21 protein-coding genes are annotated in these 25810 nt (G+C 72.2%); 12 read left to right on the top strand and 9 right to left on the bottom strand.

The features are described from left to right. Positions 1 to 79: 79 nt before the first annotated feature. Positions 80 to 1741: a GMC oxidoreductase gene (locus ABZX75_RS03350; RefSeq protein ID WP_355407304.1), complete on the top strand. Its 1662-nt coding sequence runs from the start codon at positions 80 to 82 to the stop codon at positions 1739 to 1741. A gap of 109 nt (positions 1742 to 1850) precedes the next feature. On the opposite strand, the gene ABZX75_RS03345 is transcribed toward ABZX75_RS03350, so the two are convergent. The 3 genes from ABZX75_RS03345 to ABZX75_RS03335 all read right to left on the bottom strand — a co-directional run bounded on the left by ABZX75_RS03345 (position 1851) and on the right by ABZX75_RS03335 (position 5176). Beyond that, a complete protein-coding gene (locus tag ABZX75_RS03345; protein WP_355407302.1) occupies positions 1851 to 2330 on the bottom strand; it encodes a carboxymuconolactone decarboxylase family protein in 480 nt (159 codons plus the stop codon). Further along, positions 2327 to 3409: a dihydrodipicolinate reductase gene (locus ABZX75_RS03340; RefSeq protein WP_355407300.1), complete on the bottom strand. Its 1083-nt coding sequence runs from the start codon at positions 3407 to 3409 to the stop codon at positions 2327 to 2329. Before ABZX75_RS03340 ends, ABZX75_RS03345 begins: the two co-directional genes overlap by 4 nt. A gap of 231 nt (positions 3410 to 3640) precedes the next feature. Next, the gene (locus ABZX75_RS03335) at positions 3641 to 5176 is read right to left on the bottom strand and encodes an ATP-dependent DNA ligase (RefSeq protein WP_355407298.1); all 1536 of its coding nucleotides are present in this window, start codon (positions 5174 to 5176) and stop codon (positions 3641 to 3643) included. 162 nt (positions 5177 to 5338) lie between these two features. On the opposite strand from ABZX75_RS03335, the gene ABZX75_RS03330 reads away from it, so the two are divergent. Next, positions 5339 to 8137: an alpha/beta fold hydrolase gene (locus tag ABZX75_RS03330; protein WP_355407296.1), complete on the top strand. Its 2799-nt coding sequence runs from the start codon at positions 5339 to 5341 to the stop codon at positions 8135 to 8137. Continuing rightward, positions 8134 to 9000: an ABC transporter permease gene (locus ABZX75_RS03325; protein ID WP_355407294.1), complete on the top strand. Its 867-nt coding sequence runs from the start codon at positions 8134 to 8136 to the stop codon at positions 8998 to 9000. The genes ABZX75_RS03330 and ABZX75_RS03325 overlap by 4 nt, the downstream gene beginning before the upstream one ends. A 186-nt stretch (positions 9001 to 9186) precedes the next feature. On the opposite strand, the gene ABZX75_RS03320 is transcribed toward ABZX75_RS03325, so the two are convergent. From ABZX75_RS03320 to ABZX75_RS03305, 4 genes are all read right to left on the bottom strand, one after another. Beyond that, a complete protein-coding gene (locus ABZX75_RS03320) occupies positions 9187 to 10137 on the bottom strand; it encodes an aldo/keto reductase (RefSeq protein WP_355407292.1) in 951 nt (316 codons plus the stop codon). 192 nt (positions 10138 to 10329) lie between these two features. Further along, positions 10330 to 11487, bottom strand: coding sequence for a galactokinase (gene galK, locus ABZX75_RS03315; protein WP_355407290.1), 1158 nt, complete (start codon positions 11485 to 11487; stop codon positions 10330 to 10332). Then, positions 11484 to 12575, bottom strand: a complete 1092-nt coding sequence (gene galT / locus ABZX75_RS03310) for a galactose-1-phosphate uridylyltransferase (RefSeq protein ID WP_355407288.1) — start codon at positions 12573 to 12575, stop codon at positions 11484 to 11486. Before galT ends, galK begins: the two co-directional genes overlap by 4 nt. A 14-nt stretch (positions 12576 to 12589) precedes the next feature. After that, positions 12590 to 14392, bottom strand: a complete 1803-nt coding sequence (locus ABZX75_RS03305) for a beta-galactosidase family protein (protein WP_355407286.1) — start codon at positions 14390 to 14392, stop codon at positions 12590 to 12592. A 285-nt stretch (positions 14393 to 14677) separates the two neighbouring features. Here ABZX75_RS03305 and ABZX75_RS03300 point away from each other — a divergent pair, with 285 nt between their 5' ends. Beyond that, positions 14678 to 15823 carry a substrate-binding domain-containing protein gene (locus tag ABZX75_RS03300; RefSeq protein WP_355407284.1) on the top strand — a complete coding sequence of 382 codons (1146 nt, stop codon included), beginning with the start codon at positions 14678 to 14680 and terminating at the stop codon, positions 15821 to 15823. A 217-nt stretch (positions 15824 to 16040) separates the two neighbouring features. Here the strand turns inward: ABZX75_RS03300 and ABZX75_RS03295 are convergent, their stop codons facing one another. Together ABZX75_RS03295 and ABZX75_RS03290 are read right to left on the bottom strand one after the other, a co-directional pair. Continuing rightward, positions 16041 to 16865, bottom strand: coding sequence for a sugar phosphate isomerase/epimerase family protein (locus ABZX75_RS03295; protein ID WP_355407282.1), 825 nt, complete (start codon positions 16863 to 16865; stop codon positions 16041 to 16043). Further along, a complete protein-coding gene (locus tag ABZX75_RS03290) occupies positions 16862 to 17938 on the bottom strand; it encodes a LacI family DNA-binding transcriptional regulator (RefSeq protein ID WP_355407922.1) in 1077 nt (358 codons plus the stop codon). Before ABZX75_RS03290 ends, ABZX75_RS03295 begins: the two co-directional genes overlap by 4 nt. A gap of 187 nt (positions 17939 to 18125) precedes the next feature. Here ABZX75_RS03290 and ABZX75_RS03285 point away from each other — a divergent pair, with 187 nt between their 5' ends. The 8 genes from ABZX75_RS03285 to ABZX75_RS03250 all read left to right on the top strand — a co-directional run bounded on the left by ABZX75_RS03285 (position 18126) and on the right by ABZX75_RS03250 (position 25766). Further along, complete coding sequence (locus ABZX75_RS03285; protein ID WP_355407280.1) at positions 18126 to 19277, top strand: Gfo/Idh/MocA family oxidoreductase; 1152 nt, start codon at positions 18126 to 18128, stop codon at positions 19275 to 19277. After that, a complete protein-coding gene (locus ABZX75_RS03280; protein ID WP_355407278.1) occupies positions 19274 to 20431 on the top strand; it encodes a dihydrodipicolinate synthase family protein in 1158 nt (385 codons plus the stop codon). The genes ABZX75_RS03285 and ABZX75_RS03280 overlap by 4 nt, the downstream gene beginning before the upstream one ends. After that, positions 20428 to 21261, top strand: coding sequence for a sugar phosphate isomerase/epimerase family protein (locus tag ABZX75_RS03275; protein WP_355407276.1), 834 nt, complete (start codon positions 20428 to 20430; stop codon positions 21259 to 21261). The genes ABZX75_RS03280 and ABZX75_RS03275 overlap by 4 nt, the downstream gene beginning before the upstream one ends. Before the next feature lie 74 nt (positions 21262 to 21335). Then, positions 21336 to 23729: a polysaccharide lyase 8 family protein gene (locus ABZX75_RS03270; RefSeq protein ID WP_355407274.1), complete on the top strand. Its 2394-nt coding sequence runs from the start codon at positions 21336 to 21338 to the stop codon at positions 23727 to 23729. 182 nt (positions 23730 to 23911) lie between these two features. Then, the gene (locus tag ABZX75_RS03265) at positions 23912 to 24310 is read left to right on the top strand and encodes a VOC family protein (RefSeq protein WP_355407272.1); all 399 of its coding nucleotides are present in this window, start codon (positions 23912 to 23914) and stop codon (positions 24308 to 24310) included. Between the two features lie 276 nt (positions 24311 to 24586). Then, a complete protein-coding gene (locus ABZX75_RS03260) occupies positions 24587 to 24790 on the top strand; it encodes a hypothetical protein (protein WP_355407270.1) in 204 nt (67 codons plus the stop codon). Next, positions 24787 to 25293, top strand: coding sequence for a recombinase family protein (locus tag ABZX75_RS03255; protein WP_355407268.1), 507 nt, complete (start codon positions 24787 to 24789; stop codon positions 25291 to 25293). Before ABZX75_RS03260 ends, ABZX75_RS03255 begins: the two co-directional genes overlap by 4 nt. After that, positions 25290 to 25766 (top strand): endonuclease domain-containing protein, encoded by a 477-nt coding sequence (locus ABZX75_RS03250; protein WP_355407266.1) that lies wholly within the window; start codon positions 25290 to 25292, stop codon positions 25764 to 25766. The genes ABZX75_RS03255 and ABZX75_RS03250 overlap by 4 nt, the downstream gene beginning before the upstream one ends. Positions 25767 to 25810 lie beyond the last annotated feature (44 nt).

The following is a 25810-nucleotide window of genomic DNA, read 5'->3' as shown; positions in this document are numbered from 1 at the left end:
TTACCTAGAGGTATGTAGTGACTTCACAGGCACCCGGCAGTAGAACTCGTTCCCACTCCCCAAGAGTGAGGAATGTCACATGACTGAAAATACCGTGCCCCACAACGGTAGTCACAACACCAACGGCCTCTCACGCCGCGGCTTCATCACGAGAACGAGTTCTATCCTGGGGGCGGCTGCCCTCGCCGGCCACGTCACTGCGGCTCATGCAGCGCCGGCCGCCGTAGCCTCCGCCCCCGTCGCGATCGAGCACGGGGCGAACGTCCCGGCCCTGGTCATCGGTACCGGGTACGGAGGTTCGGTCGCCGCCCTGCGCCTGGCGCAGGCCGGAGTCCACGTGCACATGATCGAGATGGGCATGGCCTGGGACGCCCCGGGCAGTGACGGCAAGATCTTCGCCCACACCACCGCACCGGACTACCGGTCCTACTGGCTGCGCACCAGGACCAAGGCTCCGCTCAGCAACTTCCTCGGTTTCCCGATCGACAAGGACGTGCCCAAGTACACCGGCATCCTGGACGCCGAGGAGATGGGCGGCATCATCGTCTACCAGGGCCGGGGCGTGGGCGGCGGCTCGCTCGTCAACGGGGGCATGGCCGTGACCCCCAAGAGGCAGTACTTCAGCAGCGTCCTGCCGTCGGTGGACGCCGGGGAGATGTACGGCACCTACTACCCGCGAGCCAACGCCGGGCTCGGGGTGAGCCTCATCGACCCGGCCTGGTTCGACACCGTCGACTGCTACCAGTACGCCCGCGTCGGCCGCAAGCACGCCCAGCGCTCGGGCTTCCCCTTCGTCTTCGTCCCGGACGTATACGACTGGGACTACATGAAGAAGGAGGCCGCCGGCACCGTCCCCAAGTCGGCGGTCGCCGGAGAGATCCTCTACGGCAACAACTACGGCAAGAGGTCGCTCCAGCAGACCTACCTCGCGGCCGCCAAGGCCACCGGGAAGGTCACCATCTCGCCCCTGCACCGGGTCACCTCGGTCGCCCCCGCGTCCGGCGGCGGCTTCACGGTCACCATCGAGCAGCTGAACACGACCGGCGACGTCACGGCCACCAAGACCGTCGCCTCGGACCGGGTGTTCTTCGCGGCCGGCAGCGTCGGCACCAGCAAGCTGCTCGTCAAGCTGAAGGCCACCGGCGTCCTGCCCCGTCTGAACAGCGAGATCGGCAGGGGCTGGGGCGACAACGGCAACGTCATGTGCGGCCGCGCCAACCACATGTGGGACGCGACCGGCAAGGTCCAGTCCGCCATCCCGTGCGGCGGCATCGACAACTGGGACGCGGGCGGCGCGTTCGCCGAGGTCGCACCGCTGCCGACGGGGATCGAGACCTACGCCTCCTTCTACCTCTCGATCACCAAGAACCCCCACCGCGCCCGGTTCTCCTGGAACGCCGCGGCGGGCAAGGTCGACCTGGACTGGCAGACGGCCTGGAAGCAGCCCTCGATCGACATGGCGAAGAGCATCTTCGACAAGATCAACTCGAAGGAGGGGACGATCTACCGGACCGACCTCTTCGGCGCCAACAAGATCTGGGGAGACCACCTCACCTACCACCCGCTCGGCGGCGCGGTCCTGAACGAGGCCACCGACAACTACGGGCGCCTGCACGGCTACACCGGCCTGTACGTGATCGACGGCGCGCTCATCCCCGGCAACACCAGCGTCAACCCGTTCGTCACCATCACGGCGCTCGCCGAACGCAACATCGAGAAGATCATCGCCACCGACCTGTAGGCCTGGCGCGCCTGCGCGCCGGGGCCGTGGCCGGGGCCGGGGCCGGTCGGATCCACCGGGCGGCCCCGGACCCATGTCAGCGCCGGACCCGTCAGGGCCCGACGGCATATCAGTGCCCCGGCAGCACGCAGACGCTGTCGAGGCCGAGCACGTGGTTGAGGCGGCCGAAGGCCAGCCAGGACCCGATGCTCATCGTCAGCTCCACGATCTCCAGCTGGCTGTAGTGCGCGGTCATCCGCCCCCAGAAGGCGTCGTCGAGGCCGTGGTGATCGAGGGTGTAGCGCTCGGCGTACTCCGCCGCCAGCCGGGTGCGGACGTCGAAGGCGTCGGTGGTGCGCCACTCGGTGACGGCGTCCGGGAATCCGTCCTCGACCTTCTCCCCGTCCCGTTCGGTGCGCCAGTCGAGGCAGAAGACGCATCCGTTGATCTGCGCGACCCGAAGCCTCGCGGCCTCGAACTCGCGCAGCCCCAGAGTGGTGTGGGCGTACACCGACAGGGAGAAGTTCGCGGCGGCCGTCCCGATGCCGGGGACCATGTCGCCCCAGACGTACTCGATCGGGTGCCGGCCTTCGGGAATGTCGATCCTCATGGCTGTTTCCTTCCGAGTCTGCCGATGGCGGGGCGCAGCGGGATGTCGAGGGCGTCGTAGAGTCCGGGCTTCGCCTCGGTGAGCCAGTCGATGGCGCTCACGAGTCGGCCGACGGCGGTGGCGTTGCCTCCGGCGGAGCGGTTCTCCCCCTCGTCGGTGGCCTCGATGGTGACCTCGATGCGGGGACGGCCTTCGATGACGACCCGGTGGGCGCCGTCACCGCCATCGGGCGGCATCGGCCAGTCCGGCGCGCACGAGGCGTGGATGCGGGTGACGTGCTCGATGACGATGCGGGGTTCGCCCTCGACGATGCCCTGCACCTCGAACCGGATCGCGCCCTGGGTGCCGGCCTCGAACTCGCCCATGGTCCTGGTGGTCACGGTGGTGTCGAGCGCGCGCCGCTGCGACATCTCGCGGATCTCGTCGAGTTCGACCCCGAGGGCGCGGGCCATCATCCGTATCTGCCCGCCCCACACCATGGTCGGGACCGACGGCATGAGCATCATCGGCTCGTGGTCCATGGGCTGTCCCATGCCGACGAGGTAGCGCACGGAGTCCGGTTGCTCGTAGGTGGAGTAGTCGAAGATCTCCTGGCACCGGATGGCGTCGATGGTGGTACCCAGGCCGCTGAGCAGGAGCGGGAGTACGTCGTTGCCCCAGCCCGGGTCGACGCCGGAGGCGAAGAGCGAGCCGCCGCCCGCCGCGATGGCGGCCAGCACCGGATCCCGGAATTCCGGCGGGGCGCCGCGGTGGTCGTAGAGCGGGTACAGCGCGGGGCTGACGACCACCGCACCGGACCGGATCGCCCGGGTGATGTCGGCGAGGGCGTCGTCGGGGCGGATGTCCCCCGAGGCCGCGTACACGACGGCTTGCGGGCGGGCGGCCAGTACGGCTTCGATGTCGTCGGTGGCCGCGACGCCCAACGGGCGGCCCACTCCGCCGAGTTCGCCCGCGTCGCGGCCGACCTTGGACGGGTTGTGGACGATGACCGCGACGAGTTTCAGCGCTGGATGGGCCTCGACGGCACGGATGGCCAGACGGCCGACGTTGCCGGTACCCCAGACAACCGTGGAAATCATGCGCGGAGGGTAGCGACAGGACCTGCATGTTTCCAGAGCGGTGAGGCCCGGATCGGGAGCGGGCACGGGGCCCCCCGGGGCTGCCGTCGGCGGCGGCGCCTTCAGGGCCCGCGGCGCCGCCACTCGCGGGCCTCGCCGGATCGGAACGGTACCGGGACCGGATGTCATGCCTCGATTTAGCTCGGTTCCTGCCATGCGGGCAAATTTCTTGCCTGCGAGGCAAAATCCGCCTCAGCCGGTGCTGCCCTCTCCGAGTACCGTCTCCACCGTGTCGGCCTCCGCCGCGCTCTTGTCCGGACGGTGCCGCAGCACGCGTGCGAAGCGCAGGGCGACCCCGGCCGGGTAGCGCGGGGAGCGCTGCAGGCCGTCGTAGGCGATCTCCACCACCAGCTCGGGCCGTACGCGCACGGTGAAGCCGTCGTCCGAGACCGCCAGCCGGCGCAGCCGGTCGGTCTGCCAGCGCAGCATCACGTCGGTGAGCCCCTTGAAGGTCTTGCCGAGCATCGCGTACGTGCCGTCGGCGGCCCGCGCCCCCAGGTGCAGGTTCGACAGCAGTCCGGTGCGCCGCCCGTGGCCCCATTCGGCGGCGAGCACCACCAGGTCAAGGGTGTGGACGGGCTTCACCTTGAGCCAGTGTTTGCCGCGCCGGCCGGCCGCGTAGGCGGATTCGAGGGACTTGACCATCACGCCCTCGTGGCCGCGGCGCAGGGTCTCGGCCCAGAACTCCTCGGCCTCGGCTGCCTGCGTGCGCGGGTCCTCGACGACGAGCCTGCGGACCCGGGCGCCGCGGGGCACGAGGCCGGCGAGGATCTGGTGGCGCTCGCGGACCGGGAGGTCGAGCAGGATGTCCTCTCCGGCGGCCAGTACGTCGAAGAAGTACGGGAGTACCGGCAGCGTCCGCCGGGCCGTCTCGACGTCGACCCGGGAGCCGACCCGGCTCGCGACCTCCTGGAACGGCACCGGACGCCCGTCCGCCGTCTGGCCGATGACCTCGCCGTCGAGGATGAACCGCTCCCCCGGCAGCGACAGGGCCAGCTCGGCCACCTCCGGCAGCCGGTCGGTGATCTCGTCCAGGGAACGCGTGTACACCCGTACGTCGTCCCCCTCCCGGTGGACCTGGATCCGGATCCCGTCGAGTTTCTCCTCCACCACGCAGGGTCCGAGCGCGGCGAGGGCCTCTCCCACCGACTTGGCGCTGTTCGCCAGCATGGGCTGTACGGGCTGCCCGACGCGCAGGGTGAAGCCGCCCAGTGCTTGCGCTCCCCCGGCCAGCACGGCCACCGCCACCCTGGGCAGCGAGCCGTCGAGCATCACGGCGCGGCGCAGCTCGGCGGCCGGCACCCCGGCGGCCGCGGCCACACCCTCCAGGGCCACCGCGTCGAGAGCGCCCTGGCGCACCTCGCCGGACAGCAGCCGGCGCAGGAAGGCCTGCTCCGGCTCAGTGGCCGCGCCCAGCAGGGCGTCGAGGATCCGGCGCCGCTCGGCCTGGGCCCCCGTACCCGCGACGGCGGCGAGTTCGCTCACCGCCGCGTCGACGGCGCGCACGGTGAGGGCGGGAGCCGGAGCGGGGGTGACGGCTTGGCCGAGGGCGCGCCAGCCGATGCCGGGGCGCCCCTGGGGAAGGCTCCCGGCAAGGTAGGAGATCACCAGGCCGGCCTCCTCGGGGGGCGCGGCGGCGAACAACTCCGCGAGCAGGGCGGTCTTCCGGGACCGGGCCGGGGTTTCGGCGACTTCCCGGGACACGCGTGCGACCTCGGCCAGCAGCATGCGGCCATCCTCCCGCCGGTCGGCGTAGCCCGCAGGTCGGACGGCGGACGGCGGTGTACCGCAGGCGCGGTACACGGGACGGCCCGCGTACTCCCTGAGAAGGTCGGGACTTCCCCCTCTGGGCGCTCGGGTGACGGGTGTCCGGGCGTTTAGGGTTCCCGTATGAAGCTACGCCTGCCCCAGCGACGCCGAGGCCGCCTGGTCGCGGGCGTCGCCGCGCTCGCCGTCGTCGCGGGAGCCGGTACGTGGACGGCCACCGCCGTGTCCGGCGACGCGCCGGCCGTACACCGCGAGGACCACGTTCTGACCATGCCCGGTGCCGGGATCGACACCTCGTACTTCACCGCTGGCGGAGGCGACGGCGCGGGGAACGGCGCGGGGAACGGCGCGGGGAACGGCGCGGGCGGGAAACGTCCGGCTGTGCTCCTCGGGCACGGTTTCGGCGGCAGCAAGGACGATCTCCGGGAGCAGGCCGAACAGCTGGCCCGCGAGGGGTACGCCGTTCTGACCTGGTCGGCGCGCGGCTTCGGCCGCTCCGGCGGCCGGATCGGGCTCAACGACCCCGAACACGAGGTCAAGGACGTCTCCCGGCTCATCGACTGGCTCGCGACCCGTCCCGAGGTGCGGCTCGACGCGGACGGCGATCCACGCGTCGGCGTGTCGGGGGCCTCCTACGGAGGCGCGGCGTCGCTGCTCGCGGCCGGGTACGACCGGCGGGTGGACGCGATCGCTCCGCAGATCACCTACTGGAACCTGGCGGACTCCCTCTTCCCGAACGGCGTCTTCAAGAAGCTGTGGGCCGGCATCTTCTTCACGACCGGCTCGTCCGGCGGGATGGCATCGCAACGCGCGGCGCAGGACGGGGTACAGGACTCGGCACCGGACTCGGCACGGGGTGCGGCACCGGGCGCCGATCCGGTGGCCGCCCCCGGGTGCGGGCGGTTCCAGCCCGACCTCTGCGCGATGTACGAGCGGGTCGCAGTGGCCGGGAAACCCGACCCCGAGGCCCGGGACCTGCTGGAAAAGCGCAGCCCGTCGGCCGTCGCCGCCTCCATCAAGGTGCCGACCCTCATCGTGCAGGGCCAGGACGACTCCCTCTTCCCGCTCGACCAGGCCGATGCCATGGCCAAGGCCATCGCGGCGAACGGTGCGCCGGTCTCCGTCGACTGGGCGGCCGGCGGACACGACGGCGGCATGCGGGAGGCCGACCGTGCCGAGGCCCGGGTGGCCGCCTGGTTCGACCGCTACCTCAAGGACGACGCGGGCGCGGACACGGGACCTGCTTTCCGGGTCTCGCGCTCCGGCGGCATCGACTCCACCGACGGGGAGGTGAAACTGCGCGGCGCGCGCGGCGAGCGCTACCCCGGCCTCACGTCCGGCCCGCGGGAGTTCGCCCTGAGCGGACGCGAGCAGACCTTCGCCAACCCCGCGGGCGGCGCGCCCCCCGCCCTGTCCTCCCTGCCCGGGATCGGCGGACAGCTCGCCGCCTTCGGAGCCGGGCTCTCGCTGGACTTTCCCGGCCAGAACGCCGTGTTCGAGTCGGAGCCTCTTGCCGGGGACGTAGGGATCACCGGGACCCCGACCGTCACCCTGAAGGTGAGGTCGACAGCCGCGGACGGTTCGGCCGTGCTGTTCGGCAAGGTGTACGACGTCGGGCCGGACGGCCGGCAGCAGGTGCTGCCCAGCCAGCTGGTCGCCCCGGTGCGGGTGGAGAACGCGCAGCAGGGCGTGGCCGTCGCACTGAGGCTGCCGGCCATCGACCACTCCGTCGAAGCCGGGCACCGGCTGCGGCTCGTGGTCGCCGCGACGGACCTGGCTTACGCGACCCCGGCCGAGCCGGCCGCCTACACGGTGTCGGTGGAGGGCCCGCTGGCCGTCCCCGTCACGGCCGGGGTGCGGACCGCCGCGGCCACCCTGCCCGCCTGGACGTGGGGGCTGCCGCTGGGCGCCGCGGCGCTGGCCGCGGCGCTGCTCGGGATCCGGAGGACCGGTCGGGGGGCTGCGGGGACACGGGCCGGGGTACCGCAGCCGGAGGCCGCACTGGCCGACGTACCGCTCGAAATCACGGGGCTGACGAAGCGGTACGCGAAGGCCCAGGACCGCTACGCCGTGCGGGACCTTTCCTTCCGGGTGGAGAAGGGGCAGGTGCTGGGCCTCCTCGGGCCCAACGGCGCCGGGAAGACCACCACTCTGCGGATGCTGATGGGGCTGATCTCCCCGGACGCCGGGGAGATCCGGGTGTTCGGACACGCGGTGCGGGCCGGAGCGCCGGTGCTGTCGCGGGTCGGGGCGTTCGTGGAGGGCGCGGGCTTCCTGCCGCACCTGACGGGGCGCGCCAACCTGGAGCTGTACTGGCAGGCGACGGGGCGCCCGGCCGAGGACTCGCACCTGGCGGAGGCCCTGGAGATCGCCGGGCTGGGCGACGCGCTGGAGCGCGCGGTGCGCACGTACTCACAGGGCATGCGCCAGCGGCTCGCGATCGCGCAGGCCATGCTCGGGATGCCGGATCTGCTGATCCTCGACGAGCCGACGAACGGTCTGGACCCGCCGCAGATCCGGGAGATGCGGGACGTGATGATCCGCTACGCGGCGGGCGGCCGGACGGTCATCGTCTCCAGCCACCTGCTGTCGGAGGTGGAACAGTCCTGTACGCACCTGGTGGTCATGGACCGCGGGCAGCGGGTGGCGGCCGGCGAGGTCGCCGAGATCACCGGCGGCGGGGACACCCTGCTGGTGACGGTGGCGGGTCCCGTGGACGAGGTGGGCGTCGAGAAGGTCGCGGCGCTGGAGGGAGTGGGTTCCGTGGTGGCCGCCGACGACGGGCTGCTCGTACGGCTCGAAGGCGCGACGCCCGCCGGGTTGGTCGCCGAACTCGTACGGCTGGAGGTGCCGGTGACCGGAGTGGGGCCGCACCGACGGCTGGAGGACGCGTTCCTCACCCTGATCGGAGGTTCGGCATGAGCACGGTGCAGGAGGTGGCTCCCGGCTACCAGGCGAGTCGTACGCTGCCGCTGCGCGTGGAAGCGATGCGGCAGTGGCGCAGGCGGCGGACGCTGGTGATGGGCGGGGTACTGGCCGCACTGCCCTTCATCATGATCATCGCGTTCGCGGTGGGCGGCGGCCCGGACGACGGCCCCGGCCGCGGGAACGGCCGGATCACCCTGATCGACACGGCCACGGCATCGGGCGCGAATTTCGCGGCCACCTGTCTGTTCGTCTCGGCCGGTTTCCTGCTGGTGGTGCCGGTGGCGCTGTTCTGCGGGGACACGGTGGCCTCCGAGGCGAGCTGGTCCTCGCTGCGCTACCTGCTGGCCTCGCCGGTACCGAGGGCGCGGCTGCTGTGGAGCAAGCTGGTGGTGGCGCTGGGCTTCAGCCTGGCGGCGATGGTGCTGCTACCGGTGGTGGCGCTGGCCGCGGGCACCGCCGCGTACGGATGGGGGCCGCTGAAGCTCCCGACGGGCGGAGCACTCGCGGCCGCGGACACCGTGCCGCGGCTGGCACTGGCGGTCGCCTTCATCTTCATGTCGCAGCTGGTCACGGCGGGCCTGGCGTTCTGGCTGTCCACGCGCACCGACGCACCGCTGGGAGCGGTGGGCGGTGCGGTCGGGCTGACGATCGTCGGCAATGTCCTGGACGCGGTGACGGCGCTCGGGTCGTGGCGGGAGTTCCTGCCGGCGCACTGGCAGTTCGCCTGGGCGGACGCGTTGCAGCCGCAGCTGGAGTGGGGCGGGATGATCAAGGGGACGGCCGTGTCGGTGTCGTACGCGCTGGTGCTGTTCGCGCTGGCGTTCCGGGGCTTCTCCCGCAAGGACATCGTGTCCTGAGCGGGAGGACCCCCACCGGACGGCAGGGAAGTACGCGTACGGGTAAGCCGTCGGGGAACGCGCGGACGTCCTCGACGGCTTCGCCGTAGTCCGTGGCATGGCCGGCCCGCGCCCCCCAGCCGGGGCGCGGCGTGGCCGGCCCGCGTCACTCCGGCGGGCGTGGGCAGCGCAGCGGTCTTCCGCCGTTCACGCGGCGACGCCCGGCGCGACAGCGTCGATCTCCGCGAGCAGCTCCGCCTCCAGCGGGCGGTCGGCGACGGCCGCGTTGGCGCGTACCTGCTCGGCGGAGGTGGCTCCCGCGATGACGGAGGCGCAGCCGGGCTGGGCGGAGAGCCAGCCGATGGCCAGTTCGAGGACGCTGCGGCCGTACTTGTCGGCGAGCGCGGCCAGCGCTTCGACCACGTCGAGCCGCGCCTCGGTGAGGTACGCGTCGCGGCCTTCGAGGCGCGAGCCGGGCGGGACGGGCGCGCCGCGGCGGATCTTGCCGGTCAGCAGGCCGTTGGCGAGCGGGAAGTACGGGAGCACGCCGACGCCGTAGTGCAGGGCCGCCGGGACCAGCTCGCGCTCGGCCGAGCGCTCCAGCAGCGACCACTGGTTCTGCGCCGACACGAAGGGCGTGGCGCCCGTCTCGCGGGCGATGTGGGCGGCTTCGGCGAGCTGCCAGCCGCTGAGGTTGGAGTGGCCGATGTAGCGGATCTTGCCCTCGGTGACGAGCTCGGTGAGCGCGGCCAGGGTCTCGGCGATGGGGGTGGCCGGGTCGGGGCTGTGCAGCTGGTAGAGGTCGATGTGATCGGTGTCGAGGCGGCGCAGTGACTCCTCGACGGCCCGCCGGATGTACGCGCGGCCCCCGCGGGCTCCGGCGGCGGGCCCGTACTCCATGTCCGTGCCGGCGTGGCCGAACTTGGTGGCCAGGACGACCTGATCGCGGCGCCCCTTGAGGGCCTGCCCGAGGTGGCTTTCGGAACCGCCGCGGCCGCCGTAGACATCGGCCGTGTCGAGGAGGGTGATACCGGCGTCGAGGGCGGCGTCGACGACGGCGCGGGTGGCCCGGGCATCGAGGCGGCCGCCGAAGTTGTTGCAGCCGAGCCCGACGGCGGACACCAGCAGACCTGAACGGCCCAGGGGGAGATGGCGCATGCGTGTGGTTCCTCCGCACTCGTCCAGTACGTGATCGGCCAAGTGGTCAGTCTAGGCTCACCGGTTCGGGGCGCGGGTCGGGGTAGAGCGGCCACGGCGTGCGGTGACGCTTGAGCGCGACCCTGCCGACCCAGCCGGGTCGGCGGCCCCGGTCGGCTCGGGTCGGCTCGGGTCGGCACGCGGCCGACGGACTCAGACGACCCGTTGCGCGCCCGCGGAGGGTGCCGCCGCCGTGATGCGGGGCGGTGTGAAACCCGCCGTGAGGAAGGCCTCCGTCACCGCCCGCGCCACCGCCGGCTCGGCGTCCGCGTCGATCAGGGCCAGGGCCGAGCCGCCGAAGCCGCCGCCCGTCATCCGGGCCCCGTACGCGCCCGCCGCACGGGCCGTGGCCACCGCCAGGTCGAGCTCCGGACAGGAGACCTCGTAGTCGTCGCGCAGCGAGGCATGCCCCTCGGTGAGCAGCGGGCCCGTCTCCCGAAGCCGCCCGGCGCGCAGCAACTCCTCGATCCGTACGACCCGTTCGTTCTCCGTGACGACGTGCCGGACCCGCTTGCGCACCACCGGGTCGTCCAGGCGGGCCAGCTCCCGCTCCAGCCCCTCGTGCGCCAGGTCACGGAGCGCCGGTACCCCGAGCGCCGCGGCCGCCCGGTGACAGGAGGCCCGGCGCTGCGCGTACGCCCCGTCGGCCAGGTCGTGCTTGACCCGGGTGTCGATGACGAGGAGGCGCAGGCCCGCCGCCTCGCAGTCGAAGGGGATGTGCCGCTGTTCGAGCGTGCGGGTGTCCAGGTGGAGGGCCTGTCCCTCGGTGGCGCACGCGGAGGCCATCTGGTCCATCACCCCGCAGGGGACGCCGACGTACGCGTTCTCCGCGCGCCGGGCGAGCGCGGCCAGGTGGGGCCGCGTGAGCGGGAGCCCGTACAGCTCGGTGAGGGCCAGCGCGGTGGCCACCTCCAGCGCAGCGGAGGAGGACAGGCCGGCCCCGGCGGGCACCTCGGACCGTACGTGCAGATCGACGCCCTGGACCGGAAGACCGGCGTCCAGGAGGGCCCACACCACACCGGCCGGGTACGCGGCCCAACGCGCGGCGGCCTGCGGGGGTCGCGCCGGATCGAGTCCGGCCAGGTCGAGGGTCACCACACCGGAGGGGACGTCGGCGGAGTGGAGCCTGAGGGTCCTGTCAGTGCGGCGGGCGGCGGCGACCTCGGTGCGCTGCGCGAGGGCGAAGGGGAGGACGAAGCCGTCGTTGTAGTCGGTGTGCTCGCCGATCAGGTTCACCCGGCCCGGAGCCGCCCAGACCCCCTCGGGCGGGTACCCGTACAGCTCCTGGAAAACCTGCGCCGTGCCGCTCACCGGCTTGCCACCTCCCGCAGGCGCGCGGCCGCGTCCTCCGGCCGGACGTCGTTCATGTAGGCCTCCATCCCGGATTCGGTACCGGCGAGGTACTTCAGCTTGTCCGCGGTGCGGCGGACCGTGAACAGCTCCAGGTGGAGCGCGAAGTCGGCGCGGCCCTCACCGGTCGGGGCCTGGTGCCAGGCGGAGATGTACGGGGTCGGATCGGGCCGGCCGAAGAGCCGGTCGAAGCGGCGCAGCAGCTCCAGGTAGACCCCGGGGAACTCGGCGCGGGCCGCCCCGCCCAGGGCGGGCAGGTCGGGGACCCGGCGGTGCGGGTAGAGGTGGACCTCGTACGGCCAGCGCGCCGCGTAGGGCACGAAGGCGGTCCAGTGCTCCGCGGCGAGGACGACGCGGCTCCGCTCGGCGGGTTCGGCGCGCTCGGCGGCGAGGACCTCTTCGAAGAGGTTGCCGCCGGTGCGCGTGCGGTGGGCGGCGACGGTGGCCAGCATCCGGGTGGTGCGCGGGGTGATGAAGGGAAAGGCGTAGATCTGCCCGTGCGGGTGCCCGAGGGTGACGCCGATCTCGGCGCCCCGGTTCTCGAAGCAGTAGACCTGCTCGACCCCCTTGCGGGCGGAGAGTTCGGCGGTGCGGTCGGTCCAGGCGGCCAGGACGAGCGAGGCGCGCTCCTCGTCGAGGTCGGCGAAGGAGGTCAGGTGGTCGGGGGTGAAGCAGATCACCTCGCAGCGGCCGGTGTCGCCGGCGAGGGAGGGGAAGCGGTTCTCGAAGACGGCGACTTCGTAGTCGGGGGCCGGGATCTCGCTCGCGCGTCCCTCGGTGGAGGGGCACAGCGGGCAGGCGTCGGCGGGGGGCAGGTGGGTGCGGCCCTGGCGGTGGGAGGCGATGACGACGGCATCCCCGAGCAAGGGGTCGCGGCGTACTTCGGAGGCGGTGGCGGGCGCGTCGAGCGGGCGGGTGTCGGGGACGGCACGTACCGCGCTGGCGTCCGTACGGTCCGTACCGTCCGTACCATCCATACCGTCGGTGTGGTCCGCGTCGTAGTAGAGGATCTCGCGGCCGTCGGCGAGACGGGCGCTCGTTCGCTTCACGTGAGGAGCTTCTCTCACTGGAGGGTGACGACCGTGGGGCGGCCGAGGTCGGGCTGGTCGCGCAGCGGCAGGTCGGTGCCGGGACGCTCCAGTTCGAGAACGATGATCTCGTTCTGCCCGGTACGCCACAGGGGCCCGGGGGCGTACAGGGTGCGCTGCGGGCCGCGCGGTGTGTCGTAGTGGCCGAGGAGGAAACCGTTCAGCCAGATGAGGCCGGTCCCCCAGCCGGACACATCGAGGAAGGCGTCGGCCGGCTCGTGCGGGAGCGCGTGGGTGAAGCGGTGGAAGGCCGGCCGGCCTTCCTCAGGAGCGGCGGCGGGGTCGGCGGACCAGTCGAGTCCGGTCAGGTCGGTCAGCGGCAGCGGGCGGATCTGCCACTCGAACAGCTGCTGGTGGCCGTGGCGTACGCCGCGCCAGATGCCCTTGCGGTCGTCGAGCAGCGGCCCGTAGTTGACCCGGCCCTGGGCGCGCACGAGTACGTCGAGGACCACGCCGGCCGCGCCGACGGGCAGATCGAGCCCCTCGTCGGGCATGTTCCGGTCGAGGATCCCGAGCGGCGCGCCGTCCGCGAAGACGTACGCGCGGTCGCCGAGGCCGTCGATCTTGACGGGCATGGCGGGGCGGGGACCGGTGATGGTGGTGCGGTAGTGGATCAGGCCGTGGCTCTGGCCGAGCCGCTCCATCGACTCGGGCGCGGGGCGCAGGACCGGCGGGCCGCCGAGGACACCTCCGTCGAGGCCGGCGAAGAGCGAAGCCGTGCCCGCCGGGGTGGCGAGGGCCGGGGTGATCCGGGGCGGCGGTTCGGGCAGCGGCTCGTCGGGCAGCGGGACGTACTTGCCGATGACCTCGCGGAAGGCGTGGAACTTGGGCGTCAGTTCACCGGCCTCGCCGATGGGTGCGTCGTAGTCGTAACTGGTGACGGTGGGCTGGTAGCCGGGCTCGCCGGGGCGGGCACCGGTGTGGTTGGCGCCGGCCCAGAAGCCGAAGTTGGTGCCGCCGTGGGCCATGTAGAGGTTGACGGAGGCGCCGGTGGCGAGGAGTTCGTCGAGCGCGCCGGCCGCGTCGTCGACGGCGCGGACGTGGTGGTCCTCGCCCCAGTGGTCGAACCAGCCGATCCAGAACTCCATCGCGGCCAGCGGGCCGGTTTTCTGGTAGCGGCGCAGGACGTCGAAGCGTTCGGCGGGGCGGGCGCCGAAGGTGGCGGTGGCGAGCCGGCCGGGGATCATGCCGCCCTGGAGCATGGCGTCCTCGGGGCCGTCCGCGGTGAACAGCAGGCAGTCCACGCCGCGTTCGACGAGCGCCTGTTCCACGTGGGCACGGTAGCCGCCGTCATTGCCGTACGAGCCGTACTCGTTCTCGATCTGTACGGCGACCACCGGGCCGCCGCGGCTCGCGAGGAGGGGCAGCAGCTCGGGGACGACGAGGTCGAACCAGCCGTCCACCTCGGCCTCGAAACGGGGGTCGGAGCAGCGCAGGTGCAGGCCGTCGACGGCGAGGAGGCGGGCGGGCAGGCCGCCCAGGTCCCACTCGGCGCAGATGTACGGGCCGGGGCGGACGATGGCGTCGAGGCCGAGGTCCTGGGCGATGCGCAGGAAACGGCCGAGGTCGCGCCAGTCGGTGAAGTCGGCCTTGCCGGGGGCGGTTTCGTGGAAGTTCCAGGGGACGTACGTGTCCACGGTGTTCGCACCCAGGGCGCGCAGCCGCTTCAGCCGGTCCTCCCACAGGTCTGGATGGACCCGGAAGTAGTGCAGCGCCCCCGAGACGATGCGGTGGGGGCGGTCTGCGCGCCGGAATCCGTCCTGGTCGTGCGTGAGCATGCGCTGACTCCCGAGAGAGGTCCAGATGCCGTGAGGTGCGGGGACTCCGCCGAATATATGAACGCGCGGACCACGCCGTCAATGACCAGTTGATCGGAACCGATCGAATCGATCGGTTCGGTTGCCTATGATGGCACTGACGGAGCGGACCACGCCCGCACACCAGGCAGACCGGGGCCGTGCCGTGGCCCTGGCGCTGGCCCTGACCGTGGGCGTGGCCAGCACATCGCAGACCGTAGACCGCAGACCGCACGCAGACCGGCGCGCAGACCCCAGGGGGACACTGTGAGACCACATGTAGACCAGCGCCAGGCACAGGTACTCGCCCTCGTCCGGGCCCGGGGCAGTGTGCGGGTGGCGGAGTTGGCCGAGGAGCTCGGCATCTCGCCCGTCACCCTGCGGCGGGACATCGAGGCGATGGCGGCGCGGGGCGAGATCCAGCGGATGCACGGGGTGATCAGCCGCGTGGAGGCGGGCCGGGAACCGGGGCTCGGTGGCCGGCCGGGTACCGGCGGTGCGGCTGCCGGTCCGTGGTCCGCCTCCGGCGCCGTGGGTGCGGCCCGCGACGGCGAAGGGCTGGTAGTCGGGATGGTGGTGCCCACGACCGAGTACTACTACGCCGATGTCGTACGGGGAGCCCGCGAGGCGGTCGAAGCGCGGGGGGCGCGGCTGACCGTGGGGCTGACCCGGTACCTGCCGGGCGAGGACCGGACGCAGGCGGACCGGTTGCTCTCCACCGGGGCGCACGGCCTGCTGCTGACGCCGAACTGGGAGGCCGGGTCACCCGGGCCCGGTGAGGGTGAGTGGACCGCGGAACTGCCCGTCCCGACGGTGCTGGTGGAGCGGTGGGCGCCGCCGGGGCATCCGGCGGCGGCTCTGGACCGGGTCGCCTCCGACCATGCGCACGGCGCGGCGCGGGCAGTGCAGCACCTCGTGGGTCTGGGCCACCGGCGGATCGCGCTGGCCAGCCGGACCACCCCGACCACGGCGCGGCTGCGGACCGGGTACGAGGCGGCCGTGGCCGCGCTCGGGCTGGAGCCGGCGCCGCCGTGGCCGCCGGTCGGCCCGGGCCCGCTGTCCGACGCGGATCTGTTCGCCCGGACGCTGGACTACCTGTGCGGCGCGGTGACGGTGGGCGGTGTGACCGCTGCGCTGATCCACAGTGACACCGACGCGATCATGCTGATCCCGAGGCTCCAGGCGCGAGGTGTGCGGGTGCATGAGGACCTGGCCGTGATCACGTATGACGACGAGGTGGCCGGCATGGCCGACGTACCGCTGTCGTCGGTGGCCCCGGCCAAGCGCGAGGTGGGGGCGCGGGCGGCAGGGCTGCTGCTGGACCGACTGACGTCCCAGGCGGCGGGCGGCGCGACGGAGGAAAGCCCGCGCCAGCACCTGGAACTGCTCCCCCGTCTGACCATCCGCGCTTGAACATGAGGCGGAACCGCCGAACTGATTGTTTCGATCGATTGCGCATTCACGCTTGGCGGGACGGACGGCCGGGTGGGGAAAGGGACGGTGAAGGGAAGGGACGGAGGGGGCGGGACGGGCACGGCCACTGGCCCCCGGCGGGCGGGGCGTTCCGCTCTGGAGCGGCCCCAAAGGGCCCGCACCTCCGGTGAAGCCCTTTACCCGGACCGGCAACGGCCTACCGGGCCTCGCCCACCGCTTCCACCTCTGCCGCCTCTGCCGCCTCCCGCACCAGCCCGGCCAGGTACTCGCGGCCGTGCGTGAGCTGTTCCGGCAGCTCGGCGGCGGCGGGGTGCCAGCGTTTCTCGTACTCCCAGCAGAGCCAGCCGTCCCGCGGCGCGACGGCCACCACGTCGGCGAGCGGCAGCACACCCGCGCCGAGCCCGAGCGGGGTGAGCTCCTGCGCCGACGCCACGTCCTTGACCTGTACGTAGCCGAGGTGCGCGGCGAGAGCCCGCTGTGACTCGACAGGCTGCTCGCCCCCCAGCCAGGTGTGCAGTGCGTCCCACAACGCTCCGGCGCCGGGATGCGCGACGCGGTCCAGCACCCGGGCGGCCGCGGCCCCGGTGCGGTGTGAGTCATGCGTCTCCAGCAGGATCCGCACACCGTGCCGCTCGGCGAACGGCGCCGAGGCCGCCAGCCTGCGTACGGCGTGGACATCGGCTGCCGCCTCGGGCAGGCCGGTGCCGCCGGGGAAGACCCGGACGTAGGGGGCTCCGAGGTCCGCGGCGAGGCCGATGAGGGCGCGCAGTTGGGCGAGGACGGGCCCGTCCGCACCCGGCGCCGCCACCCGCGCGTAGCCCGCCACCCCCAGGACGGCGACGCCGGCGGCCGTCAGGGTCCGCAGACCGGCGGCGCGCTCGGCGGCCGGGCTGTCGGGGTGCAGGGGCTCCTCGGGGTGGGCCCGCAGTTCGAGGCCGTCGAACCCGTGCGCGGCCGCGAGGCCGGCGCTGCGGTCGAGCGGACTCCCGGGCAGGCCGAGCGTGGAGAAGGCGTACCTCACGGCCGGTGGCCTTCACTCGGGGGCGGCGCGGTGGAGCCGCGCACCATCAACTCGGTGGGCAGGGTGGTGATGCCACCCGGCGGTGGCGACCGGCGGCCGGTGACCAGGTGTGCGGCGAGTGCTCCCGCCTCGCGCAGGGGCACCCGGACGGTGGTGAGGGTGGGAGCGGTGTCCACGCAGAACGGCAGGTCGTCGAAACCGGCGATCGAGACGTCCTCGGGGATCCTCATCCCGGCTTCGCGCAGGGCGGCTGCGACACCGGTGGCGACGGTGTCGTTGGCCGCGGCCACGGCGGTGAAGGGCGCTCCGCGGCGTAGCAGTTCGCGGGTGGCGTCATATCCGGCGGCGCGCTCGAAGCCGGCGTGCACGGTGAGGGCGGCGCAGGCGTCGGCCAGGGCGGGGTCGTGCCGGAGCAGGGCCGCGTGGTGGCCCGCGAGCCGCTCCCGGGTCGTGCTCAGCCCCGCGGGGCCCGCGACGTAGGCGATGCGCCGGTGGCCGAGGGTCAGCAGGTGCTCGGCGAGCCGGAAGGCGCCTCCGTGGTCGTCGAACATCACGGTGGTGACGGGCAGGCCGGCCGGCACGGGCAGGGGCGGTCGCCCGCACAGGACCACCGGCGCGCCGGTACCCGCTATCCGCGCGACCCGGGCGGCGAGCGCGGTGGTGTGCTCGGGCTCCTCGACGGCACCGCCGGTGAGGACGACACCGCCGGCCCGCTGGCCCTCCAGCAGGGTGAGGTAGGCCAGTTCGGCCGCGGGGGCGCCTTCGGTGTTGCAGACGACGGCGAGCCTGCGGGCGTCTGCCCGGCCCGTGGGCGCGAGAGCACTCTGCAGGGAGCCCGCGAGGATGCCGAAGAAGCTGTCCGCGACATCGTGGACAAGGACTCCGACGAGGTCGGATGTGGCGGCGGCGAGCGCGCGGGCGGGGCCGTTGGCGATGTAGCCGAGCTCTTCGACGGCATGCTCCACTCGGGTCCGGGTGCCGCCGGCCACCGGGTACCCGCCGTTCAGTACACGCGAGACCGTGGCGGGCGATACGCCCGCGTGTGCCGCGACCTCGGCGAGAGTCACCGCCATCATGCACCCCTCTCCTGGATTCCGGGTCATCGTCTCATCCGGTCTGTGGATCTCCATAGTGCCTCATACAGAAAGCGCTTTCCATCACTCGTACGGGTATTGCCTGGGCGTGAAGGAGAGGCCTAGCCTGAAGGAAGTGAAAGCGCTTTCTATCAAGCTTCGACTTCATCGACCGAGGGGGGACACCATGGAGCGCAGGACGATCAAGATCGCCATGAACGGCGTGACCGGGCGGATGGGGTACCGGCAGCATCTGGTCCGGTCACTACTCGCCTTGCGCGAGCAGGGGGGCCTGGACCTGGGCGACGGCACGGTGCTGTGGCCGGAGCCGGTGCTCGTGGGGCGCCGGGAGGCGGCGCTGCGGGCCATCGCCGAGCAGCACGGCCTGGAGCACGTCAGCACGGACCTGACGGCCGTGCTCGCCGATCCCGAGATCGAGATCTACTTCGACGCGCAGGTCACCGGCGCCAGGGAGGCGGCGGTGCGGCAGGCGATAGCGGCGGGCAAGCACGTGTACTGCGAGAAGCCGACCGCCCTGACCTTCGAGTCGTCACTGGAGCTGGCCCGGCTGGCCGCGGCTGCCGGCATCAAGCACGGGGTCGTCCAGGACAAGTTGTTCCTGCCGGGGCTGCTGAAGCTCAAGCGGCTGATCGAGGGCGGCTTCTTCGGCGAGATCCTGTCGGTGCGCGGTGAGTTCGGGTACTGGGTCTTCGAGGGCGACTGGCAGCCCGCCCAACGCCCCTCGTGGAACTACCGGGCGCAGGACGGCGGCGGCATCATCACGGACATGTTCCCGCACTGGGAGTACCTGCTGCACGAGCTCTTCGGCCGGGTGCGCACCGTTCAGGCCCTTTCCCGTACCCACATAGGCCGCCGGTGGGACGAGGAGGGCAAGCCGTACGAGGCGACCGCCGACGACGCGGCATATGGAACCTTCGAGCTGGAGGGCGGCGTCGTCGCGCAGATCAACTCCTCCTGGGCGGTGCGGGTCCACCGCGACGAGCTCGTGGAGTTCCAGGTGGACGGTACGCAGGGGTCGGCGGTCGCAGGACTGCTCGGCTGCCGCGTCCAGCACCGCGCGGCGACACCCAAGCCGGTGTGGAATCCGGATCTGCCGCCGACGGAGGCCTTCCGCTCGCAGTGGCAGGAGGTGCCGGACAACGAACCGGCCGACAACGGCTTCAAGGCGCAGTGGGAGCTCTTCCTGCGCCATGTCGTGCTCGACGAGCCCTGGCAGTGGGACCTGCTGGCCGGGGCGCGCGGGGTTCAGCTCGCGGAGCTCGGCCTGCGCTCCTCGGCCGAGGGGCTGCGCCTCCCCGTGCCGGAGGTGGTCCTGTGAGCATCCGGCTCCCCTCTGCGGACGGCGGGTACCGCCTGCACCGGCCGAATGCCGACCCGTTGGCGGCGCCGGCCTGCGGTCCGGCCCTCAGCCGCAAGTTCTATGCGGCCGCGCACGTGGTCGCGGACCCGTTGGCCGCATCGGCCGAATCAGGGCCGGTTCTGGACTGGGAATCGACCCTGGCCTTCCGGCGCCGCCTGTGGGCGCAGGGCCTCGGTGTCGCCGAGGCCATGGACACCGCACAGCGCGGGATGGGCCTGGACTGGCCGACGGCGGCGGAGCTGATCCGCCGCTCCGCGGCAGAGGCCCGGGCGGTGGGCGGCCGGATCGTCTGCGGCGCGGGTACCGACCAGCTGGCCCAGGGCGGACCGCACTCCCTTGCCGCGATCACCGCAGCGTATGAGGAGCAGCTCGCCCACACCGAAGCCTGCGGGGCGGGGGCCGTGTTGATGGCCTCACGAGCCCTGGCCGCCTCGGCGCGCGGCCCCGAGGACTACCTGGAGGTGTACGGAGGGCTCCTCCGGCAGAGCACCCGGCCGGTCGTACTGCACTGGCTGGGGCCGATGTTCGACCCGGAACTGCGCGGGTACTGGGGCCACGATGACCTCGACGTGGCCACGGACGTCTTCTTGAAGGTCATCGCCGAGTGTCCGCAGAAGGTGGACGGGATCAAGGTCTCGCTGCTGGACGCGGAGCGGGAGGTGGACATCCGGCGGCGGCTGCCGTCGGGCGTGCGCTGTTACACGGGCGACGACTACCACTACCCGGAACTGATCGCCGGGGACGGCGAGCTGGCCAGCGACGCGCTGTTGGGGATCTTCGACCCGATCGCCCCCATCGTGGCCCGTGCGGCGCTCGCGCTCGACCGGGACGATCCGGGGGGCTTCCGGGAGCTCCTCGATCCGACGGTGCCCCTGTCGAAACACCTCTTCGCCCCGCCGACGCGGTTCTACAAGACGGGGGTGGTCCTGCTGGCCTGGCTGGCGGGGTACCAGGAGCACTTCACGATGGTGGGCGGGCTGCATTCGGCCCGGTCGCTCCCCCATCTGGCCACCGCGTACGAGCTGGCGGACGGGCTCGGCCTGTTCCCGGATCCGGAGCTCGCGGAGGACCGGATGCGGCGGCTGCTCACGGTGCACGGGGTGGCGCCGTGACTCGTGCTCCGGCTCGGCTGAGCCTGAATCAGGAAACCATCCGCCAGTGGTCGCTGCCCGAGCTCGTCGCCGGGTGCTCAGCGGCTGGAGTGGGCGCGGTCGGGCTGTGGCGGGACCCGGTGCGGACGTTCGGCGTGCGGGAGACGGCGAAGCTCGTAGCGGAGGCCGGGTTGCGCGTCAGCTCGCTCTGCCGCGGGGGTTTCTTCACCGCCGCCGACCCGGCGGGACGGGCGGCCGCGCTCGACGACAACCGCCGGGCCGTGGAGGAGGCGGCCGAACTGGGCGCCGACACGCTGGTCCTGGTCTCGGGCGGACTGCCCGCGGGCGAGCGGGACCTCGTGGGCGCGCGCCGACGGATCGCCGGGATCCTGGGAGAGCTGGCTCCATGGGCCGCCTCACACGGGGTACGGCTCGGGATCGAGCCACTGCATCCGATGTTCGCCTCGGACCGGTGTGTGGTCTCCACCCTCGGCCAGGCCCTGGACCTCGCCGAGCAGTTCCCGGCGGAGCAGGTGGGAGTGGTCGCCGACTCCTACCACCTGTGGTGGGACGAGCGGCTCCCCGCCGACCTGCGCCGGGCGGGTGAGGGCGGGCGCATCGTGTCCGTCCAAGTGGCCGACTGGGTGACCCCGCTCCCCGAAGGCGTACTGCTGGGCCGGGGACAGCTGGGCGACGGCTCCATCGACCTGCGGGGCTTTCGGGAACTGGCCGACGCGGCCGGCTACCGGGGCCCGGTGGAAGTGGAGATCTTCCAGCCGGGGCTGTGGGCCCGGGACGGCGAAGAGGTACTGCGGGAGGTGATCGAGCGCTACCGCGCGCACGTCGAGTAAGGGCCGGGAGTCGGTCGAGTGCGGGGCATGGCAGGGCAACGGGGCCGGGTACGCATCAGACGAGGGAGACAGCGATGACAGACCTGTGGAGTCGGCGCGCATTCCTTTCCGCGGCGGGCGGGGGTGTGTTCCTGCTGGGCGCGCCCGCCTCGGGGGCGGTCGCCGGGGCCCTGGAGGACGTCCACGACGCCATGCGATCGGTGTGGCGGGGACTCTTCCTGGGCGGTGGGTTCCCCGCCGACGCCGAGCCCTTCCGCTCTCGGCTCGCCGATCTCGGCGCGCTGGCAGACGAGTGGCGCTCGACCATGGCTCCGGCGGCCGGTTCGCTCTGGCCCGACCTGGGGTTCACCACGGACCCCGACAAGATGATGCAGAGCTACTTCCGGCTGCGGACCATGGCGGAGGCCTATGTCCGGCCCGGGACGGGGATCACCGGCGACGGCGGGCTGCGTACGGCGCTGCTGACCGGGCTGGACCATCTGCACGCGCAGGTCTACCACTCGGGTCAGGCGCGGTACGGCAACTGGTACTGCTGGCAGATCGGTGCTCCACAGGCGCTGCTGGACATCTGCGTGCTGGTTTACGGGGAGTTGTCGGCCACCCAGGTCGCAGGATACTGCGCGGCCGTCGACCATTTCGTGCCCGATTCGACGGTCGGCTCGTATACCGGGACCAGCACGGGCGCGAACCGGGTGGACCTGTGCCGGGTCTTGGCGGTGCGCGGCGTGGTCGGCCGGAATTCCGCGAAGGTGTCCCTGGCCCGGGACGCGCTGTCGCCGGTGTTCCCGTACGTCACGTCGGGCGACGGGCTCTACCGGGACGGGTCCTTCATCCAGCACACCTGGGTCCCGTACACCGGTTCGTACGGGGCGGTGCTCCTCGGGGGGCTGGGCATGCTGTTCAGGCTGCTGAAGGGAACTCCGTGGGAGGTCACGGACCCAGGCGCCCAGATCGCCTTCGACGCCGTCGAAAAGGCCTGGGCACCGTTCCTCTTCAACGGGTTGATCATGGACGGGGTCTCGGGACGGGCGATCAGCCGGGGTCTGGCGGCCGCGGATGCACGGCAGTTGCAGCAGGACGACCACGTCCGGGGGCATGCGGTGCTCGCGGGGATTCTGCTGCTCGCGGAGGGGGCGAGCAGCACCGAACGGGCGCGCTGGAGGGGGCTGGTGAAGGGGTGGATGGCACGGGACTACTACAGCCGCCCCCTCGCGGACAAGGCGCTCGCCCTGTCCGCGCTCGCCCGGTTGGCCGAGGTCGAGGCGGATGCCTCGGTGGTGGCGATTGCCGAGCCGGTCGGGCACCGGCTGTTCGCGTCCATGGACCGTGTGACGCACCGGCGGCCCGCCTGGACGGCCTCGCTCTCCATGGCGTCGAAGCGGATCGCCCACTACGAGACGGGCAACGGGGAGAATCTGCGCGGCTGGCACACCGGTAGCGGCATGCTCTCCTGGTGGGGCGCCACTTACGGCAACGGCCAGTACGCGGACGCGTTCTGGCCCACGGTGGACCCTTACCGGCTGCCCGGAACGACCGTCTCGCGCACCGTGCTCGCCGACGGGGCCGGTGGTGACTGGGGGGCCTCGCGGCCGGATGCGGCGTGGGTGGGCGGCACGACCGACGGCGAGTTCGCGTCGGTGGGCCAGCATCTGCGGGGGCTGGGCAGCACCCTCACCGCCCGCAAGTCCTGGTTCTTCCTCGCCGACACCATCGTGTGCCTGGGCGCGGGGATCCGCTGCACGGACGGAGCCGTGGTCGAGTCCGTGGTGGACAACCGCAATCTGGGCGCGACCGGCACGCACGCCCTGACCGTCGCCGGGGCGGTCCAGCCGCCCGCTCTCGGCTGGTCGGCGACGTTCACCGCCCCGAGCTGGGCGCACGTGGCCGGCTTCGGCGGCTATGTGATGTCCGGTTCGGGGTCGTTCAAGGCGCGGCGGGAGGCCCGCACCGGCCGGTGGAGCGATATCAACCGGAACGGATCCCCTACGGAGCTGACCCGGCGCTACCTCACCCTCTGGTACGACCACGGCACGAATCCGGCCGGCGCCGGGTACGTCTACCAGATGCTTCCGGGGGCGACCTCCGCCCAGACCGCGGCGCGGGCCGCCGCGAGGGGCTGGCTGACGGTCCTCGCCAACACGGAGACGGCCCAGGGCGTGACCGTGGGCTCGCTCGGGTTCACCGGCGTCAACTTCTGGCAGCCCGGGACGGCCGGCCCACTGGAGGCGAGCGCGCCCTGTTCGGTGACGGTGCGGGAGAGAACCGACGGCACCGCCGCGGTCTGCATATCGGACCCCACCCGGACGCTCACCGGGCTGACGCTGGTGTGGAACCGGCCCGTCGCGCAAGTGCTGTCCCGGCCGCCGAGTCTGACCTCGGCGGCCACCGGCAGCCGGCTGCGGCTCGACTTCGGGCCTCTCACCGCGGCAGCGGGGGCCATCCAGGAGGTGGTGGTGCGGCTGGCGTGACCCTCGCCCCAGGTCAACGTCAAGCAGTGTGTACGGGGTACGTGAGCCGGGCGCGGCCGACCGGAACGGGGTGGACTTCGCCCGGAAAGGGCGTTTAGGATCGCGATCACGGCACCGCGTGTCGGTCACCGGCCGGGTGAGGCATGGAGGCGCCGTGACGTGCCTTTCGGAGGCATTCGCTCATGTCAGTCGAACTGAATCACACGATCGTCCACTCCCGCGACAACCGGGAATCCGCCGAATTCCTGGCGCACATCCTCGGCCTTGAGGTCGGGACGGAATGGGGCCCCTTCATCCCTGTCGCCACCAGCAACGGCGTCACCTTGGACTTCGCGACCATTCCGGCCGAGTCCATCACCGTGCAGCACTACGCGTTCCTCCTCTCCGAGGAGGAGTTCGACGTGGCGTTCGAGAAGATCCAGGCAGCGGGAATCGCGTACTTCGCCGATCCGCACGGAAAGCATCCCGGCGAGATCAACCACAACGACGGGGGCCGCGGCGTCTACTTCCCGGACCCCACCGGGCACGGGATGGAGATCATCACGCGCCCGTACGGGTACCAGGAGGACGCGGCCGAGTAGGTTCCGCCGCCCCTGCGAAGGTCAGCGGGCGCCCGCGGCCCGGCACGCCATCCGAGCGCGCCGGCCGCGGCGCTCCCCGGGATCCTTCGCTCGCGGATCCTTCGCTCGCCGGATCCTCCGTACGACACGGTCATCGCGTAGCCGCACCGGCGGTGCGTCACGCCGTGAGCCGCCGGACCAGCGCCACCAGAAACGCCTCCCGCCCCGCTGGTAGACCCCTCATCCCCGCACGCCCCGCGCCGCCGGCCGGGGCGTTTGTCATGCTGGAGACCCCACATGAACCTGATACGCAGATCGGCCTACGGCCTGCCCGCCACATCGGCGTCCACCCACATCGCACGCACCAACGGCGTGAAGGTGCACTACCTCGGCTCCGAGTACGGCAGCCGCCGACACGACCTGTGCGACGACTACGTCCGCGCAATCCGCGCCAGTCACCTACCAACCTGGCGCCGCAAGGCCTGTTCATCAATCGGTTGAGCGGAAAGCCGCTCACCGAGGAGCGCCCTGGGCTTCTGGCCGCGATCGAGTACGTCCGTGAGGGCGACATGCTCTGCGTCCAGGAGGTCGACCGCCTCGGCCGCAATCTCCTTGAGGGCCTCATCGTCCTGAACGACCTCTTTGAACGCGGCATCGCCGTGAAGGTGCTCGAAGGAATCGCGGCGGGCGAGCACAAGGAGCGCTCGCTGATCCTGGACCTCGCCCTGGCGCTGGCCGAGGACCGCCGCCGCGACATCGTGCGCAAGACGAAGGACGGACTGGAAGCGGCCCGCAAGCGCGGCCGGGTCGGTGGCCGGAAGCCGGTGATGACGGAGGCACTGACGATCCAGGCCGCGGCCCTGCGTGAGCGCGGCTTCACGATCCGGCAGATCCAGCCGCACCTCCGCATCGTCGAGGGCAAGAGCAAGGGCAAGAGCCCCAGCATCAGCGCCATCTCCCAGGCGCTCCAGGCGGACGACGCAGCAAAGGTGGTCGTGGAATGACTGTCGAACCCGCCTGCTGGTCGTGGCCCGCACTACTGCCCACAGAGGAGGAGGCCCGCCGCCGCCTCTACGCCTACGCAGAAAGGACAGGCTGCACGCCAGAGCAGGCGGACGTGCTCTGGGTGATGGAGAAAGCGGCCAACGCCCTCGTCGGTGACCACTCGTTGCTTGAGTGGCAGAAGGGTCGGTGCGCTCTGTGCGACCGAGTGGATCGCGACCTCGTCTGCGACCACAACCACGCCACGGGCCTGGTGCGGGGCTGGCTGTGCCGCTCCTGCAACACGCGGGAGGGCGTCAACCAGGAGCCGGGCACCATCTTCTCCCTGTACCGCGAACGTCACCCAGCCAGCCTTCTCGGCGTACAGGTCCGCTACCTCCACCCGGTGACCGGGGAGCTCCCCTCACCACAGCCTGCGCTTGAGGTAGACCCTGACCCATGGAAGGACGCAGCATCCAAGGACATCGGCCTGTAGCACTGAGTCCGACGTTATGCGCTGGTGTCCGCACAGCAGAGAGC

The sequence above is a fragment of the Streptomyces sp. NPDC003038 genome (genome assembly GCF_040611115.1).
Lineage (GTDB): Bacteria > Actinomycetota > Actinomycetes > Streptomycetales > Streptomycetaceae > Streptomyces.
Note: the sequence above shows the minus strand (reverse complement) of the source record. Positions and strands in the feature narration are given on the sequence as shown.